General features: G+C 66.6%; 8 protein-coding genes and 1 riboswitch. Of the genes, 4 read left to right on the top strand and 4 right to left on the bottom strand.

From position 1 onward, the window contains the following. Positions 1–24 precede the first annotated feature (24 nt). The 3 genes from acs to AC1DCU_RS05675 all read left to right on the top strand — a co-directional run bounded on the left by acs (position 25) and on the right by AC1DCU_RS05675 (position 3,758). Positions 25–1,968 carry an acetate--CoA ligase gene (gene acs, locus AC1DCU_RS05685; RefSeq protein WP_025878776.1) on the top strand — a complete coding sequence of 648 codons (1,944 nt, stop codon included), beginning with the start codon at positions 25–27 and terminating at the stop codon, positions 1,966–1,968. An 81-nt stretch (positions 1,969–2,049) separates the two neighbouring features. After that, a complete protein-coding gene (locus tag AC1DCU_RS05680; RefSeq protein ID WP_006477308.1) occupies positions 2,050–2,715 on the top strand; it encodes a response regulator transcription factor in 666 nt (221 codons plus the stop codon). 288 nt (positions 2,716–3,003) lie between these two features. Then, a riboswitch (yybP-ykoY riboswitch) is annotated at positions 3,004–3,093 on the top strand. Positions 3,094–3,182: 89 nt separating this feature from the next. Then, positions 3,183–3,758 (top strand): manganese efflux pump MntP, encoded by a 576-nt coding sequence (locus AC1DCU_RS05675; protein ID WP_032976929.1) that lies wholly within the window; start codon positions 3,183–3,185, stop codon positions 3,756–3,758. A gap of 39 nt (positions 3,759–3,797) precedes the next feature. Here the strand turns inward: AC1DCU_RS05675 and AC1DCU_RS05670 are convergent, their stop codons facing one another. Both AC1DCU_RS05670 and AC1DCU_RS05665 read right to left on the bottom strand, forming a co-directional pair. After that, the gene (locus AC1DCU_RS05670) at positions 3,798–7,241 is read right to left on the bottom strand and encodes a hybrid sensor histidine kinase/response regulator (protein WP_049465038.1); all 3,444 of its coding nucleotides are present in this window, start codon (positions 7,239–7,241) and stop codon (positions 3,798–3,800) included. A 259-nt stretch (positions 7,242–7,500) separates the two neighbouring features. Next, positions 7,501–9,648, bottom strand: coding sequence for a S46 family peptidase (locus AC1DCU_RS05665; RefSeq protein ID WP_442251893.1), 2,148 nt, complete (start codon positions 9,646–9,648; stop codon positions 7,501–7,503). A 264-nt stretch (positions 9,649–9,912) separates the two neighbouring features. Here AC1DCU_RS05665 and AC1DCU_RS05660 point away from each other — a divergent pair, with 264 nt between their 5' ends. After that, positions 9,913–10,668 carry a hypothetical protein gene (locus tag AC1DCU_RS05660; protein ID WP_442251894.1) on the top strand — a complete coding sequence of 252 codons (756 nt, stop codon included), beginning with the start codon at positions 9,913–9,915 and terminating at the stop codon, positions 10,666–10,668. A gap of 245 nt (positions 10,669–10,913) precedes the next feature. On the opposite strand, the gene AC1DCU_RS05655 is transcribed toward AC1DCU_RS05660, so the two are convergent. Further along, on the bottom strand, positions 10,914–14,780 hold the full coding sequence (locus tag AC1DCU_RS05655; RefSeq protein ID WP_354275619.1) for a translocation/assembly module TamB domain-containing protein: 3,867 nt from the start codon (positions 14,778–14,780) through the stop codon (positions 10,914–10,916). Continuing rightward, positions 14,777–16,573: an autotransporter assembly complex protein TamA gene (locus AC1DCU_RS05650; protein ID WP_081794577.1), complete on the bottom strand. Its 1,797-nt coding sequence runs from the start codon at positions 16,571–16,573 to the stop codon at positions 14,777–14,779. The genes AC1DCU_RS05655 and AC1DCU_RS05650 overlap by 4 nt, the downstream gene beginning before the upstream one ends. Between the last annotated feature and the right edge of the window lie 84 nt (positions 16,574–16,657).

Raw genomic sequence — 16,657 nt, 5'->3', positions numbered from 1 at the left:
AGTCAACGTGCAAGTGAGGGTGCCATGGCTGATCTCTACCCTGTCGATCCGCAGTTCGCCGCCAAGGCGCGTATCGACAAGAACACCTATGAACAGCAGTACCAGGCCTCGGTGTCCGATCCGGATGCGTTCTGGGGCAAGGCTGCCGAGCGGCTGGACTGGTCGCGCAAGCCGACGAAGATCAAGAACGTCAGCTACGACCTGTCCGACTTCCACATCAAGTGGTTCGAAGATGGCGAGCTCAACGCCAGCGTGAACTGCCTGGACCGCCAGCTGGAAAAGCGCGGCGACAAGACGGCCCTGCTGTTCGAGCCGGACAGCCCGGACGCGCCGGCCCAGCACGTGACCTATCGCGAGCTGTACGAGCGCACCTGCCGTCTCGGCAACGCGCTGCGCAACCTGGGTGTCAAGAAGGGCGACCGGGTCACCATCTACCTGCCGATGATCGTCGACGCTGCCGTGGCCATGCTGGCCTGCGCGCGCATCGGTGCGATCCACTCGGTGGTGTTCGGTGGCTTCGCCCCGAATTCGATCGCCGACCGTGTCAGCGACTGCCAGAGCAAGCTGATCATCACCGCCGACGAAGGCCTGCGCGGTGGCCGGAAGATTCCGCTGAAGGCCAACGTCGATGCGGCGCTGAAGCTGCCCGGCACCAATACCGTGGAAACCGTGCTGGTGGTGCGCCACACCGGCGGTGCGGTGGACATGCAGGCCCCGCGCGACCGCTGGTTCCATGATGTGGTCGACAGCCAGCCGGCCAGCTGCGAGCCGGAACCCATGAACGCCGAGGATCCGCTGTTCATCCTCTACACCTCCGGTTCCACCGGCAAGCCGAAGGGCGTGCTGCACACCACCGCCGGCTACCTGCTGTACGCGGCGTACACCCATGAAGCGGTGTTCGACCTGCGCGAGGACGACATCTACTGGTGCACCGCCGACGTCGGCTGGGTCACCGGCCACAGCTACATCGTGTACGGCCCGCTGGCCAACGGCGCGACCTCGCTGATGTTCGAAGGCGTGCCGAACTACCCGGACACCTCGCGCTTCTGGAACGTGATCGACAAGCACAAGGTGTCGATCTTCTACACCGCTCCCACCGCCATCCGCGCGCTGATGCGCGAAGGCGAGGAGCCGGTGAAGAAGACCTCGCGCGCCTCGCTGCGCCTGCTTGGCAGCGTCGGCGAACCGATCAATCCGGAAGCCTGGCGCTGGTACTACGAAGTGGTCGGCGACAGCCGTTGCCCGATCGTCGATACCTGGTGGCAGACCGAGACCGGCGGCATCCTGATCTCGCCGCTGGCCGGTGCGATGGATCTGAAGCCGGGTTCGGCCACCCTGCCCTTCTTCGGCGTGCAGCCGGCCCTGGTCAATGCCGATGGCGAGATCAAGGACGGCCCGACCGAAGGCAACCTGATCATCCGTGACTCCTGGCCGGGCCAGATGCGCACGGTGTACGGCGACCACCAGCGCTTCATCGACACCTACTTCCGCACTTACCCGGGCAGCTACTTCACCGGTGACGGCTGCCGCCGCGACGAAGACGGCTACTACTGGATCACCGGCCGCGTGGACGATGTGATCAACGTGTCCGGCCACCGCATCGGCACCGCCGAAGTGGAAAGCGCGCTGGTCTCGCACCCGAAGGTGGCCGAAGCCGCCGTGGTCGGCTTCCCGCACGACGTGAAGGGCCAGGGTATCTATGCCTACGTCACCCTGGTGGCCGAAGAAGCGCCCAGCGATGAGCTGCAGAAGGAGCTGGTCGCCTGGGTGCGCAAGGAGATCGGGCCGATCGCCACGCCCGACCACCTGCAGTGGGCACCGGGCCTGCCGAAGACCCGTTCGGGCAAGATCATGCGCCGCATCCTGCGCAAGATCGCCGAGAACGCACCGGACCAGCTCGGCGACACCTCGACCCTGGCCGATCCATCAGTCGTGGCGTCGCTGGTGGACGAGCGCAAGGTGCGTTGATGTGCTACCCGGGGTCGGATCCCTTTCCACAAGGAAAGGGCTCTGACCCCATCTGCTTTCCCCCCACGGTTCCCCCCGACCATGACCACCCTCCTGATTGCCGATGACCATCCGTTGTTCCGCGAAGCCCTGCGGGGTGCCGTGCAGCGGGTCATTCCGGGCGTTCAACTGTTCGAGGCCGACAGCGTGGAGGCGCTGTATGCGCTGGCCGACCAGCACAACGACGCCGACCTGGTCCTGATGGATCTCAACATGCCCGGCGCACAGGGCTTCAACGCACTGGTACACATGCGCTCGCTGCATCCGCACCTGCCGGTGGTGGTGGTGTCCGCACGCGAAGAAGCCACGGTGATGCGGCGTGCACTCGACCATGGTGCGCTAGGTTTCATTCCGAAATCCGCCGATTCGGACACCATCGGCCATGCACTCGGCACCATCCTCGATGGCGAGACCTGGGCGCCGCCGGAAGCACACAACGTGCCGCCCACCGGCAGCGAAGAACGCGAAGTCGGTCAGCGCCTGCGCGAGCTGACCCCGCAGCAGTTCCGCGTGCTGCAGATGTTGGGTGCGGGCCGCTTGAACAAGCAGATCGCCTACGACCTCAATGTCTCCGAAGCGACGATCAAGGCTCACGTGACCGCGATCCTGCGCAAGCTGGGCGTGACCAACCGCACCCAGGCGGTGCTGATGGCCGGCAAGCTGGCGATCGACGACGACGCCATCGTGCTGCCGCCGGAAGAAGACTGAGGGTTTGTGCCGGCTGCTGGCCGGCAATCGCCCGTACCTGTATCGCCGCTGCGCTCGCCGGGCATGGCCCGGCGCTACCGGAAACTGCTTTTGCGGGTGCCAGGCTTGCTTGGCACGCTCTCGCCGTTGCGCGTGCCGGCCAGCGGCCGGCACTACCCGCTACGCTCGCCGGGCACGGCCCGGCGCTACCGTATCGCCCGTGGTATAGCCATCGCTATACAAACCAGCCGTGCCTGCGCGTTTCGCGGGAGATGCGCCACGCGCGGATCGCGGTGCTAAGCTTCGCGTCCCCTTGGGGAGTAGCCGGATTCCTACGCAGGAATCGTCCACGTCAACATACTCGGCCAGTGCGCCGTGGCGTGGACAACCATGATGGTTGGCGAGACCAGCGGCCCGCGCGCGCAACGTCAGGTTGGGCGCGAGCGCGAGCCGTGCGTCCGTCCTTGCCCGACCTTCTGCTGCCGCTCATGTCTCCTGTTTCGATCCTCCTGATCGGCTTTGCCATGTCCACCGATGCCTTCGCCGCGGCGATCGGCAAGGGTGCCGCCATGCGCAGGCCGGTGTTCCGTGATGCGCTGCGCGCCGGCATCATCTTCGGCGTCATCGAGGCGATCACGCCCATCATCGGCTGGCTGCTCGGTCGTGCCGCCCTGCAGTACGTCGAAGCCTTCGACCACTGGATTGCCTTCGGCCTGCTCGGCGCACTGGGCATCCACATGATCTACAACGGCCTGCGCCCTGACAGCGGCGAGGACGATGAAGATCCGTCGCAGCACCACGGCTTCTGGAAGCTGGCACTGACCGGTTTCGCCACCAGCATCGACGCGATGGCGGTGGGCATCGGCCTGGCCTTCATGGACGTGCATATCGGCGTGATGGCGGCGGTCATCGGCCTGTGCACGCTGACCATGGTCACCGCCGGCATCATGCTTGGCCGCGCACTTGGCAGCATGGTCGGCAAGCGCGCCGAAATCATCGGTGGCGTGATCCTGGTGATCATCGGTGCGACGATCCTGTACGAACACCTGCACGGCGTGGCGTAACCTGCCGGCGATTGCGAGGTTGCCGGCCAGCGGCCGGCACTACCGGGCGTCGCGCAACGCGCCCAGGAACGCGCGCAGTGAGGCTGGCTTGATCGGCTTGGTCAACAGGCGATAGCCGCGCTCGCGTGCCATCCGCTTCAGTTCATCGCGGCCATCGGCGGTAAGCAGCGCGCCGGGCAATGGATAGCCCGCCGCTTCGCGCAGTGCCACCAGTGCATCCAGGCCATCCATGCGATCGTGCAGGTGGTAGTCCACCAGCATCACCTGCGGACGCTCGGCGATCTTCTGCAACGCCTGGTCCACCGTCGATGCGGTGATCACCTGCACCTGCCAGCGCCCCAGCAGCGCGCGCATGCCATCGAGGATCTCCTCGTCGTTGTCCACGCACAGCACGCGCAGGCCGGCCAGCGAATCGCTGCGGATCGGCGGTGCGGCCTGCGCCACGGTGAGCGCTTCGGTATATCCCGGCAACGGCGCTACCTGCGGCAGGATGATCGAGAACATCGATCCACTGCCAACCCGGCTGCGGGCATTCAAGCGATGGTCAAGCAGGCGCGAGATGCGCTGGCAGATCGACAGGCCCAGCCCCAGGCCCTGCTCGCCCCAGTCAAACGGCTGCTGGTAGCGGTGGAACTCATCGAAGATCTGTCGCATGTGGTGTTCGGGAATGCCGGGGCCGGTATCCCACACCTGCAGCTCCACTTCGTCGCCGCGCTGGCGCACGGCAAGCACGATGCGCCCCTGCCGCGTGTAGCGCAGCGCATTGGCCAGGAAGTTCTGCAGCACGCGGCGCAGCAGGCGGCGATCACTGCGCACCCAGGTGGTACGCGCGAACAGATCCAGCCGCAGCCCACGCCCGGCCGCAACCGGCGTGTACTGCGCGGCCAGCTCACGCATCAACGCACTGACATCGAATTCGCCGATCACCGGATGCAGGCCACCAGCATCCAGCCGCGACACGTCCAGCAGCCCATCCAGCAGCTCTTCGGCCGCACGCAGCGACGCATCCACGCGTTCGGCCAGGTGCCGCTGCTCGTCACTGACATGGTCGCTGTCGCGCAGCGCCGAAGCGAACAGTCGCGCCGCATTCAACGGCTGCAGCACGTCATGGCTGATCGCCGCCAGGAAGCGGGTCTTCGATTGCTGTGCGACTTCCGCAACATGCGAGCGCTCGGCCACGCGCTGTTCCAGTGTTTCGTTGGCTTCCAGCAGCGCCCGTTCGGCGTGCTTGTAGTCGGTGATGTCGTTGTAGCTGGTGACGTAACCGCCGCCGGGCAGTGCCTGGCCACGCATTTCGATCACCTTGCCATCGCTGCGGGTGCGCTCGAACACGTGCGGCGAACCGGCGCGCATATAGCCGATGCGGCGGTTGATCTGCACTTCGATGTCGCCCTCGCCCAGCTCGCCACGCTCGGCGTTGTAGCGGATCAGATCCGCCACCGGGCGGCCCACGTAGAGCATGCCGTCGGGATAGCCGAACATGTCCTGGTAGCGCCGGTTCCACGCGGTCAGGCGCATGTCCGGGTCGACCACGCTGACGCCGGCGCTGATGTTTTCCAGGGTGGTCGACAGGATCTCGCGGTTGAAGCGCAGTTCCTGCCCGGCTTCGTCCAGCACCGCCACCACTTCGCCCAGGTCCATGCCGGAGCCACGCAGCAGGCTGGTCAGCAGCAGGCGCGCGGACGCCGCCCCGATCGATGCGGCCAGCAGGCGCTCGGTGAACTGCACCCACGGCCGGTCCGCCGGTGCCGAGGACTGCAGCTCGCGCCCCAGCGACTGCGCCTGTTCGAAGAACGAGCGCCGCGCATGGCGCTCGCCGACCACGCGCGAGGCCAGTGCCAGCAGGTCGCCCACGTGCACGTGGCCCGGCCAACCACCGGCCACTGAAGGCCGCTCGGCATAGGGATCGAGGAAGGGCGCAGCGCGCAGGCGCTCATCCACGCCCGGACGCCAACGCGCCGATACCAGCATCATCGTCGCCGCGTTGACCAGCAGCGACCAGAACGTGCCATGGGTCAGCGGGTCCCAGCCGGTCATGCCGAACAGCTGTTGCGGCCGCAGCCAATCGATGCCGAACGGACCATGCTGCACCCAGCCTGCATCCATCCAGCCGGCCATGGTCATCGCCGGCAGCAGCAGGGTGTACAGCCAGGTGGCGAAGCCGAGCAGCATGCCGGTCTCGACGCCACGACGGCTGGCGCCGCGCCAGTACAGGCCACCGATCAGGCCCGGCGCGAACTGCGCCACCGCGGCGAACGCCATCAGTCCGTACGAGGCCAGCGTGCTGTCGTTGCTGCTGCTGCGGTAGTAGCTGTAGGCCATCAGTGCCAGCAGCAGGATCGCCAGCCGGCGGATCCACAGCACCCGCGAGGCGACATCGGCCGCTTCCTGGTGGTCGCCACTGCGACGCAGCAGCACCGGCATCACCAGATCGTTGCTGACCATCGTCGCCAACGCGATCGAGGACACGATGACCATGCCGGTGGCGGCAGAGAACCCGCCGATATAGGCGATCAGTGCCAGCGCGTTGCGGCCCTCGGCCAGCGGCAACGCCAGCACCATCGAGTCGTCGGCCACGCCGCTTCCGGTACCGAACAGGCTGATGCCGGCCGTGGCGATCGGCAGCACCATCGCCGAGATCAGCACCAGGTAGCCGCCGAACATCCAGCGCGCGCGGCGCACGTCGCGCACATCCCCGCACTCCACCACCGCCACATGGAACTGGCGCGGCAGGCAGATGATGGCCAGGAAACTGAGCAGCGTCTGCGAAATGAACCCCACCGGCGGAAGCCCGGTGAACAGCGTATGCACCGACTCCACCACCGCCTCGTTGCGGTCGCTGAGCCAGACATAGGCGAACACGCCCACCGCCACCATCGCCACCAGCTTGATCACCGACTCCAGCGCGATGGCCAGCATCATGCCGTGGTGGTGTTCGGTGGCGTCCACCTGGCGGGTACCGAACAGGGTGGCGAACAGCGCCATCAGCAACGCCACGTACAGGGCCGGATCGCTGAAGAACCCGGTCGGGCCGGTGTTGCCGGTCAGTACCTGCAGGCTCATCGCCACCGCTTTGTACTGCAGGGCGAGGTAGGGAATGATGCCGATCAGCGCGATGATCGCCACCAGCGCCGCCAGCCGCCGCGAGCGGCCGAAGCGCGAGGAAATGAAATCAGCGATGGAGACCACGTTCTGGCTGCGCGCGATCAGCGCCAGACGCTCGATGATGCGCCAGCCGAACAGCAGCAGCAGCAACGGGCCGATGTAGATCGGCAGGTAGCCCACACCATTGCGCACGGCGGTACCGACTGCGCCGTAGAAGGTCCACGACGAGCAGTACACCGCCAGCGCCAGGCTGTAGACGACCGGCCGCAGCCACGGCCGGTCCGGGTACATCGGCCGACGGTCGCCCCACCACGCCACGCCGAACAGCAGCGCAGCGTAGGCAACCGAGACCAGCAGCAGGATCCAGCTGGAGACCAAGCGCGTGTTTCCGTCGGAGGAGGGGCCAGTAGATCACGACCGTTGATCGTGATGGTAGGTCACGACGGGGGGGCGCAAAGGTGGGTCATGACCGTTGGTCGTGGCAGAGGCGTCCGTGCCCACCAACGGTGGGCACCCACCAGAGGGAAAGGTGGGCACCTACCAGGAAACGGTGGGCACCTGCCGGAAGACAGTGGGGACCTACCGGAAGACGGTGGGCACCTGCCGGGAGATCGTGGGCGCCTACCGGGAACCGGCGTTATTCCGCCGGAACGCCCATTTCCTTCAGCAGTTCAGGTGCCGGGTAGACCTTGGCCAGCAGCCAGCGCAGGTAGCGCATGTCCACGTGCACGGCGCGCTTGTAGCGGGGGTCGAACCACCAGCTGGCACTGACCGACTCCCAGTTGCTGTCGAAGTTCAGGCCGATCAGTTCGCCCTTGGCGTTGAGCACCGGCGAGCCGGAGTTGCCGCCGGTGGTGTCCAGGTTGGTCAGGAAGTTGACCGTCTGGGTCTTCAGCGCGGGGTCGGCGGTGCTGCCGAAGTCGCCCTTGGCAATCGCGGCCAGCAGCGGCTTGGGGGCATCGAACGGATAGGCGTTGGTGTTCTTTTCGACGATGCCGGCCACGGTGGTCACCGGCGAATAGGTCACGCCATCACGCGGGTGCAGCGCTTCCACCTTGCCGTAGCTGATGCGCAGGGTGCGGTTGGCATCCGGGTACACCGCACGGCCCTGCTTGGCACGCCAGGCGAACAAGGCCTGCATGTAGGCCGGGCGCAGGCGCAGCTGTTCGCCTTCGCGGGTCTTGCTCTCGTTTTCGATGCGCAGCTGCGCGGCCACCAGCGGGCCGGCCACGGCAATCAGCGGATCGGCGGCCAGCGCCTTGCCTTCGCGGGCAGCGGCGAAGCGGGACAGGCGCTGCGCTTCGTCACCCAGCTGGGTGCCGGCATACAGCGTGTCCAGCGCCTGCGCCAGCTGTGCCGGGGTACGGCCGAAGGCCGTGTCGAACTCGGCCACGCGCTGCGCATCCGGCAGCTGCTGGTAGCGCGTCAACAGGGTGGTCAGCAGCGCCTTCTCGACCTCGGGTGCATAGCGGCGCTGCACCTGCTTCAGCACGCCCTCGATCATCGCCTGGTCGCGCTGCTGGTAGCCGGTCTCGCGCTGCGCATCCGGCTTGGCCGATTCAATGCGCAGGCGTTCCAGCAGCAACGCCGAGCGCAGCAGCTGGCTCTGGCTGGCCATCTGTTCCAGCAGCAGGTCGCGCTCGCCCACCGCCGCGCCCTGCGACAGGTTGGCCAGCAGCGCCTTGATGTCGCCCTGGTACTTGCGGTCGGTGGCGGCCAGCATCGCCTGCTCGTCGGCCGCACGCTGGGCCTTGGCATCGCTGCGCAGCAGCCCTTCCAGCTCACCGGCAGCACGCTTGCGGTTGTTCTTCAGCGACTGCAGCTGCGAGGCATAACGGGTACGTGCCTGCGCATCCTTGGCACTGGCCGCTTCGATGGTGTCGATCATCTGCTGGAACACCGACACCCGGCGCGGCAGCACGGTATCGATCTGGCCAGCGAACTCGGCGGCGGTGCGATGGCGGTAGGTGATGCCCGGGTAACCGGCCAGCATCGCGTAGTCGCCCTCCTTCGGGCCTTCCACCGACATCTGCAGGTGCGCCGGTGCCTGGTAGGGCACGTTGTCCTTGCTGTAGGCGGCCGGCTTGCCGTCCTTGCCCACGTAGGCACGCAGCAGGGTGAAGTCGCCGGTGTGGCGCGGCCACATGAAGTTGTCGATCTCATCGCCGTAGTTGCCGATCGCGCGCGGCGGCGCATAGACCAGGCGCACATCGCTCAGCTCAAGCTGGGCGATGCGGTAGAAGTCGGTGCCGTAATACATGTTGGCCACCGAGCAGCGCACGCTGCCGTCCTTCTCGCACTCGGCCACGATCTGCTTGCTGGCTGCATCCACCGCGTCGAAGTACGCGCGGCCGGTCTTGCCCTTGGCCTGTGCCAGCACCTGGTCGGTCACCTTGTCGAAGCCGACGGTCACCAGCACGCGGAAGTCCGGATTGGCCGGACGCTCGTCGGCGCGACCCTTGGCGATGAAGCCATCGTTGATGAAGTTGTGCTCGGGCGAGCTGTTGTACTGGATCACGCCCATTGCCACGTGGTGGTTGGTCAGCAGCAGGCCATCGGCCGACACGAACGAGCCGGTGCCACCGCCGGCACGCACGACCGCACTCAGCGGCGGCGCGGTCACGTTGGCCAGATCGGCCGGGTTGCCCTTGAAGCCAGCCGCCTGCAGCGGCTTGGCCAGCTCCGGCAGCTGGGTCGGCATCCACATGCCTTCGTCGGCATGGGCGCCAGCGGCGACGGTCAGGCCCAGGGCCAGGGCGGTGGGGAGGGCTTTGCGTGGCGACATGAGGCAATCCGGTACGACAGAACAGCCCGGGACCATAGCTGCTGGGGCCGGATGGGGCAACGGCCGATGGTTGGGGGCACCGATGCTGGCTAGAATCAGGCACGGATACCAGGGAAGGACCGATGATCGCAGGAATCGATCTGGGCACCACGCATTCGCTGATCGGCGTGAAACGCGCCGATGGGGCAGTTCTGTGAACAGGCCCGCTACGCACAGCTCGGCAGCGGAAATACTGCGTGGCAAGCCGCAAGGAAATCACGACGCATGAATGATGAAGCCGCAGTGACGGGGCCATCTGCCGCCGAAGCGCTTGCCGACCGCATCGTCCGCCACGGGCAGCAGCACGATCCGGCAGATTTCGCAGCCTGGCTGCAGCAGTCCCCGGAACTGCAGGCACCCGCGGATGCCAGCGCAGTGAAGCTGGCAACCTGGCAGCGGCTGATGAATGGCACCACGCCGTTTCCGCAGGCGAACTTCGAGCAGCTGGCCGACCGCTTCCAGTGGTATGACCGGGGCAATATCCGCGAGTGCTACGACATGGCCGCCCTTGGCCACAGCATGCACGTGCGCTGGTTGCTGTTGCGAGGTAACGAGGTTGCTCTTGCGCGCTACATGCATCGCGATGATGCACCGGTTTCCGTAGCACAGGCCCGCGGGCGCGTGGCTCGGTTGAGTGGGCGCTGGCGACCACTACGTGCACGGTGGCAGGCGCGGTCAGCGCACACGCGACGCGAGATGCGCGACACTCTGCACTACCTGGTCGGCGAGCCGATCATGTGGTTCGTGGTTCCGCCGCCGCCGTTGCAGCGCAAGCAAGTCCTGTTCTGGGCGGCAGCGGCCGGTAATCGGCTGCATTCAGCGCCGCGCCGCCGACTGCCCCTGTGGCAGCGTGTTGTCGTGGCGCTGCTGTTGGCGTGCACTCTGCTGGGCGCCTTGGCGATAGCCCACAGGGCTTCTATCACCAGCCCCAGCGATACAAGGGGAGATCGCTTGGTATTGCAGGCACCCGCCAGTACGTGAGCGATTGATCGACAGCGGCACTGTACTCGGCATCATCCACCAGTGCTTCTTGCAACGCTTCGCTCCGATGAGGCAGGACGCACCAAGACCGGGGCTGGTGGACGCAGTCGCTATGATCGCGCAGGCACTGGTGCAGGCCTGCTGGATGAAAAGCCTGCATGTCCAGTGCGGCCGTCCGCGCTGGCCCAACCGTGGATTACGGCAGCGCCGGGCTCGGCGCCACCGCAGCCACGCATGGCGTGGCTCTACTTCTCCCGCCGCCAGTTCAACGAGCCACGGTTTTCCACCGTGCTCGATTCCACTTCCACGTCGAAGCCGCGGCGCAGCAGGTACTTCAGCGTGATCACCGAACCGGCACCGACCAGCGATACGCCGTAGCCCACGTACAGCTTGGGCGAAATGTACTTGCCCACACCGATCACCGAGCCGCCCAGCGCGCGCGACTGGCTGACGCCGGCATCGTCCAGGCCCAGCTTGGCACCCAGCTGCGAAGCCAGCAGCCCGCTGCCCGCCGACAGCGCGGCCGATGCGGCGTTCACCTGCTGGGTCTGGTCGCTGCTGGCACCGGTCAGGCTGCGCCCCAGCACCAGGTAACCCAGTGCTTCGGACTGCGACATCGCCGGATCGGACCAGACATCGGCGCGCGGTTGCTGCGCGCGCCCGGTCACGTCGATGCCGGCGGTGACATCACCGATCCGGCGCTCGGCGCGGATATTGATGCGCGGGTCGGACACCGCGTTGTAGTTCCAGTTGAGGTTGCCGCGGGTGATGGTCAGGTCCTGGCCATAGGCCTTGTAGCGGCCACTGACTTCCAGGCCACCGTTGGCGGTCATCTCGCGGCCGGGCTTGGCCCAGACCTGCATCTTGCCGGTCAGCGCGCCCTTCAGGCCGAAACCGCTCATCTTGACCTTGTCGCCCAGGCTGACGGCCAGCTCCATATCCAGCGGCGAGGTGCGCGACTCTTCCGGATCGGCCGGGTCCAGCACCACCACGTCCTCGGACACCGAGGTGCCACGGTCCAGGCGCTCCAGATCGATGTCGGCCTCGGGCACGTGCACCGTTCCGCGCAGCTCCATCGCGGCCTTGGCCAGGGTGAAGTCCAGGTTGGGATTGGCGATGATGCGCAGCTCGCTGGTATTGGACAGCAGCACATTCTCGCCGTGGATCTTCAGCTGCAGCGGCTGTGCATCGCCGAACCAGGACAGGCCGCCGTCGACATACAGCGTGCCCTTGCCCGAATTGGCCTGTGCGGTGATCTTGGCCGACCCGTCGGGCTGGGCGACGAAGCTGCCCTTGCCCTGGTCGAAGGTCAGGCCCAGCGCCGGGAACTCGCCCTTGAAGTTGCTCAGCTGCGCATCACCGCCCAGCGACGGCTGGCCGCGCGTGCCACGCAGGCTCACGTGGCCTTCGATCAGGCCGGTCGGGCGCACCACATCCGGCGAGAACAGTTCCAGCCAGTACAGGCGCGACATGTTGAGGTAGAGCTCGCCGTTGAGCGGCGCACTCGGCTCCCAACCGGTCTGCATCTTCGCATCGACGAAGCCGTTGCCCTGGAAGCCCATGCCCAGGTAGCCCTTGATGCTGGCCGGGGTCATGTCCAGCTTCAGCGAGAACTGGTCATAGCGCACCAGCTCGCCACGGTTGGCATCGCCGACGCCGGTGTTGCGGTTCTCGCCCAGGCGTACGCCGCCTTCGGCCGAGCGCACTTCCACGTGCCCTTCCCACGCGTTGCCACGCGGCCGGATCTGCGCGTCCAGGTTGAGTTCGCCACGCAGGTAGATGCGTCGGCCGGACTGTGGCGGCAACCACGGCTGCACCAGCGCCAGCGGCAACGCATCGCCGCGCACCACCAGGCCTTCGCGCGGCCAGTTGGCATGTGCGCACAGGGCGCCACCGGTCGCAGCGCCCAGGCAGGTTTCGCCCAGCGTGTAGTTGCTGCCGTTGATGGCGAATGCCGCGGGCGCACGCAGTGCCCACGCATCGCCCTTCACCGGTGCGATGCGCAGCGTGGCCAGTTCGCCACGCCATTGTTCACCTTGCTGGCGAACGCTGCCCTGCAGCTCGATCGCCCCCAGTTCGTTGCGGGTCTGTGCGGCCAGGCGCAGGTTGGAGACACTGCCCTGCGCATCGATGTTCAAGCGTTCCAGCAGCATGCCGGCATTGACCTGCTGGCCCTGTATCGCCAGCGTGCCACTGTCGCCACGCCACGGCAGGCGGCCCTTGATGCTCAGGCTTTCAGCGCCATAGCCGTCCCAGTTGAGATTGTTGCCGACCAGATCTGCAGTGATGTCCGGTGCATCGCGCGGGCCTTTCACCTGCACCTGGCCACGCAGGCCACCATCGGCGCCGGGCAGCAGATCGCTCAGCTGCAGCGGCTCGAAGCGCGCATCGATGTCCAGGCGGTCGCCGACCTTGCCCGAGGCGGTCACCCGGCTGCTGCCGACGGCCAGTTTCAATTCACCCTGGCCCTGTTCACCCTGCAGGGCGAACTTGCCTTGGGCATCCACATTGCGCTGGCGCAGAATGCCCTTCAGCGACGGCAGGTCCACCGTGGCCTCCAGCGTGCCCGCAGTGCCCGGCGGCGCATTGGCCGGCGGCGGCAGCTGGCGTCCCTTGGACGCGAGATTGCCGGACAGACGGCCATCCCAGCCCGGTGCGAAGTAGCCCGGGTCGAAATCCTTCAGCGTGGCCTTGGCATCCCAGTCCAGCTGCGGTGCCCAGGCCACCTTGCCTTCCACCTGCAGCTGGCCACCCGGGGTCTGCGCCTGCAGTTCGCGGATCTCCGCAGCCTGATCGTTGCCACGCACATCGAAGCGCAGCTGCGCCTTCTGCTTTTCGCGCTCGACATCGGCACGGCCGATCGCCGCCCACGCCTTCAAGGTACCGGCCAGTCCAAAGCGCGCTTCCTTCAGCGTCACCGGCACCGGCGAACTGCCGGCGGTGTTCGGGTCCGGTGCCGGCACCCAGGTCAGGTCCTGCGCGATCACCGAGAAGTTCAGCTTCTGCTGGTCTTCCTGGCTGAAATCGGCGGTACCTTCCAGGCGTGCTTCGCCGCCCAGGCCCTTGACCACCAGCGGCGAGACCTTCAGCACCTGGTCCTGCAGCGAAACCACCGAGGGCGCCAGCTCCAGTTCCTGCTCACCCTGCTTCACCCGGCCATGCAGGTTGGCGTTGCCGCCCTTGCCGGAGGCGGTGAAGTCCAATGCCAGCGGCGCGATGGCCGAGCTGGCCAATGCCGGCGACAACAGCGCCAGGTCCAGCTCGTCGCTGCGTACAGTCGCGTTCCAGGTCGGATCGGTGCGGCCATCGAACACCAGCATCGCGTGCAGCGGCTTCGGTGCGCGGCCGGCCAGCGCCACTTCCATATGCGCCAGGTCACCGCGCGCGACCAGGCCGACCGTGGCCGCGGTACGCCCGCGCGGTGCCGGCAGCACCGCAGTGACGGTGACGTCGGTGTCGTAGTCCTTGGCCGGGATGTAGCGGCCCTGGGCAGTGAAATTGCCCATGTCGCTGTCCACCACCAGCTTGCGCGCCTGGAACTCGCCATTGGCGATCTCGATGCCACCGCGCACGCGGCTGATGTCGATCACCGGCTCGTTGGCCTGGCTGATGCGGAAACTGTCGATGGCGATCACATCGGCCTGGATCGCCAGCGGCATTTCGATCTGCGGCAGCGAATCGGGCCACGACGGCAGCTTGAACGGCTCATCGCTCTTGGCCAGATTGAGCGTAGCGTTGGTCAGCTCCAGCTTGTCCAGCAGCAGCTTGCGGCCCAGCAGCGGGCGCAGGTCCGGCTCCAGGTGCGCGCGCTCGGCGTGGAAATGGATGTCGTCGTAGCGGAAGTCGACGTTGTACAGGGTCAGCGGTCCGGCCACCGGGCCATCGACCTTGTCCCAGGTAAAGCTGGCACCCACCGGCAGGCGCGCCACCACCTGCGCCAGCAGCACATCGCGGCCGGCCACCGTCTGCAGCAGCCAGTACACGGCCAACAGGGCGACCAGCACCAGGCCGACCACGCCCGCGCCGGACCATGCCCAGAAGCGGCGACGACGGTAGAAGCGCACGCGCCGCGGCGGCGTGTTCGGCGACGGAGTCGGTGCGGGCGTGCTCACAGGTCCGCTCCGATGTTGAGGTACAGCTGGAACTGCGAATCAGGGTTGTTCAGACCGTGAGCGATATCGACCCGCACCGGGCCCACCGGCGATTTCCAGCGCACGCCGAAGCCGACGCCGGTGTGCAGGTCGATGTTGGTATCGAAGGCGCTGCCGGTGTCGACGAACACCGCTGCACCCCACGGACCGCCATTGAAGTAATGCTCGTACTCGGCCGAGCCGACCACCAGGTGCTTGGCACCAAGCGCGTACTTGTCCGGCTTCGGCGTGCGCGGGCCGACCTCACGGTAGGCATAACCGCGGATGCTGCGGTCGCCACCGGCGAAGTAGCGCAGGCTGGGCGGCATCGCCACCAGGTCGCTGGTCCAGGTGGTGCCGCCTTCGCCGCGCAGGATCAGGCGATTGGTCGGCCCCACCGGGATGTACCAGCGCAGCACGGCATTGGCCTGCACGAAGCTGGTGTCCGATCCGACGCCTTCGACGCCGGCACGCACCGTCGCGGTGCCACTGATGCCGCTGCGCGGGAACAGCTCATCGTCCACCTTCACGTAGTCGGCCACGATCTGCGGGTAGACCAGCGTGGACGTGTTGTAGACCGCATCGGTGAACTCGGTGCCCGAGGCATAGCGCCAGCGCTCGCGCAGCGCGTTGATCGAGGCGATGGCGGTCCAGTTCTCGTTGATCTCGCCGCTGCGGCTGGCGATCAGCTTGAAGTTGCGCAGATCGATGTAGTCGGTCTGCTCGTCGTAGGCACTGGCGGCGAAGGTATACCAGCCATCCAGCCAGTTGAATGCGGGAATGCGGTAGCTGGTGATCAGGCTCTTGCGCTTCTGCGCATAGTCCAGCTGGGTGTTCATCTTGTGGCCGCGGCTGTTCAGGTAGCGCCGTTCAAGGCCACCACGCACACCGGCGCCACTTTCGCTGCCGTAACTCAGGCCGTAGGAATAGATGCTGCGCTTGGCCCGCGTCAGCTTCACATCGACTGGCACCTCGCCGTTTTCATCGGCCTGGTCCGGGCGCGGCTGGATGTCGATCACGCTGAAGTAATCGAGCTTGGTCAGCGACTCGCGCAGGCGGTCCAGCTTGCCTTCGTGGAAGTAGCTGCCCTGGTCCCAGTAAACCAGCGGGTCGAACAGCTTGTCGTCGAAGTAGTTCTGCTCGAAGGTCACCGGGCCCATGTTGTAGCGGCGGCCGCTGTCCCAGGTCAGGTCGATGTCGGCAGCGTTGTCCGCGCGGGTGATCTGCACCTGGCGCTGGGTGTAGTCGGCGTCGAAGTAGCCGCGCTCGGCCAGGCGCCGGGTCACGGTGATCTTGCTGGCTTCGTACTGGGTGTGTTCGAAGCGCTGGCCCTTGCGCGGCTTGAACGCGGCCAGGTCGTCCTGCAGGTACTGGTCGTACATCGCCGGACCGGTGATGTCGATATGCTCGCGGCGCACCAGCACCGGCTGGCCCTTGTCGACATGGATCAGCACGGTGACGTGCTCGTCCTGGCGTGGCGCCTCGACCTTGATCACTGGGTTGTAGTACCCGAACGGTTCCAGCGCCTGACGGGTCTGCCGCTCGGCCTGTGACAGCAGGTATTCCAGGCGCGACTCGCCCTGCTCCTTGCCGATCGTGTCGAACAACGACAGCGATTCCTGGATGTTCTCGATGATCGCGGCGTCGTCGCCCTTGTCCAATCCCTTGATGTCCACCTTGTCGATGGTGCCGCGCGCATGGGCCACGGAAGTGGCGCAAAGCGAGAGGACCATCAGCGGCAGGGCGTATTTCGTTGGCTGCATGCGGCACAGCATACCGACCGGAGGTGACGATGCGAAATGCATCACGTCAATCCGGATCGGTTGTTAAGTGGCGGTCAAAATACGCGCCTTTGTGGC

This window comes from Stenotrophomonas sp. 10L48 (assembly GCF_056395105.1).
Note: the sequence above shows the minus strand (reverse complement) of the source record. Positions and strands in the feature narration are given on the sequence as shown.

Bases quoted from the DNA above. Each gene is read 5' to 3' on its own strand.
- acs (WP_025878776.1), top strand. From the start codon at position 25: ATGGCTGATCTCTACCCTGTCGATCCGCAGTTCGCCGCCAAGGCGCGT.
- AC1DCU_RS05680 (WP_006477308.1), top strand. From the start codon at position 2,050: ATGACCACCCTCCTGATTGCCGATGACCATCCGTTGTTCCGCGAAGCC.
- AC1DCU_RS05675 (WP_032976929.1), top strand. From the start codon at position 3,183: ATGTCTCCTGTTTCGATCCTCCTGATCGGCTTTGCCATGTCCACCGAT.
- AC1DCU_RS05665 (WP_442251893.1), bottom strand. From the start codon at position 9,648: ATGTCGCCACGCAAAGCCCTCCCCACCGCCCTGGCCCTGGGCCTGACC.
- AC1DCU_RS05660 (WP_442251894.1), top strand. From the start codon at position 9,913: ATGAATGATGAAGCCGCAGTGACGGGGCCATCTGCCGCCGAAGCGCTT.
- AC1DCU_RS05650 (WP_081794577.1), bottom strand. From the start codon at position 16,573: ATGCTGTGCCGCATGCAGCCAACGAAATACGCCCTGCCGCTGATGGTC.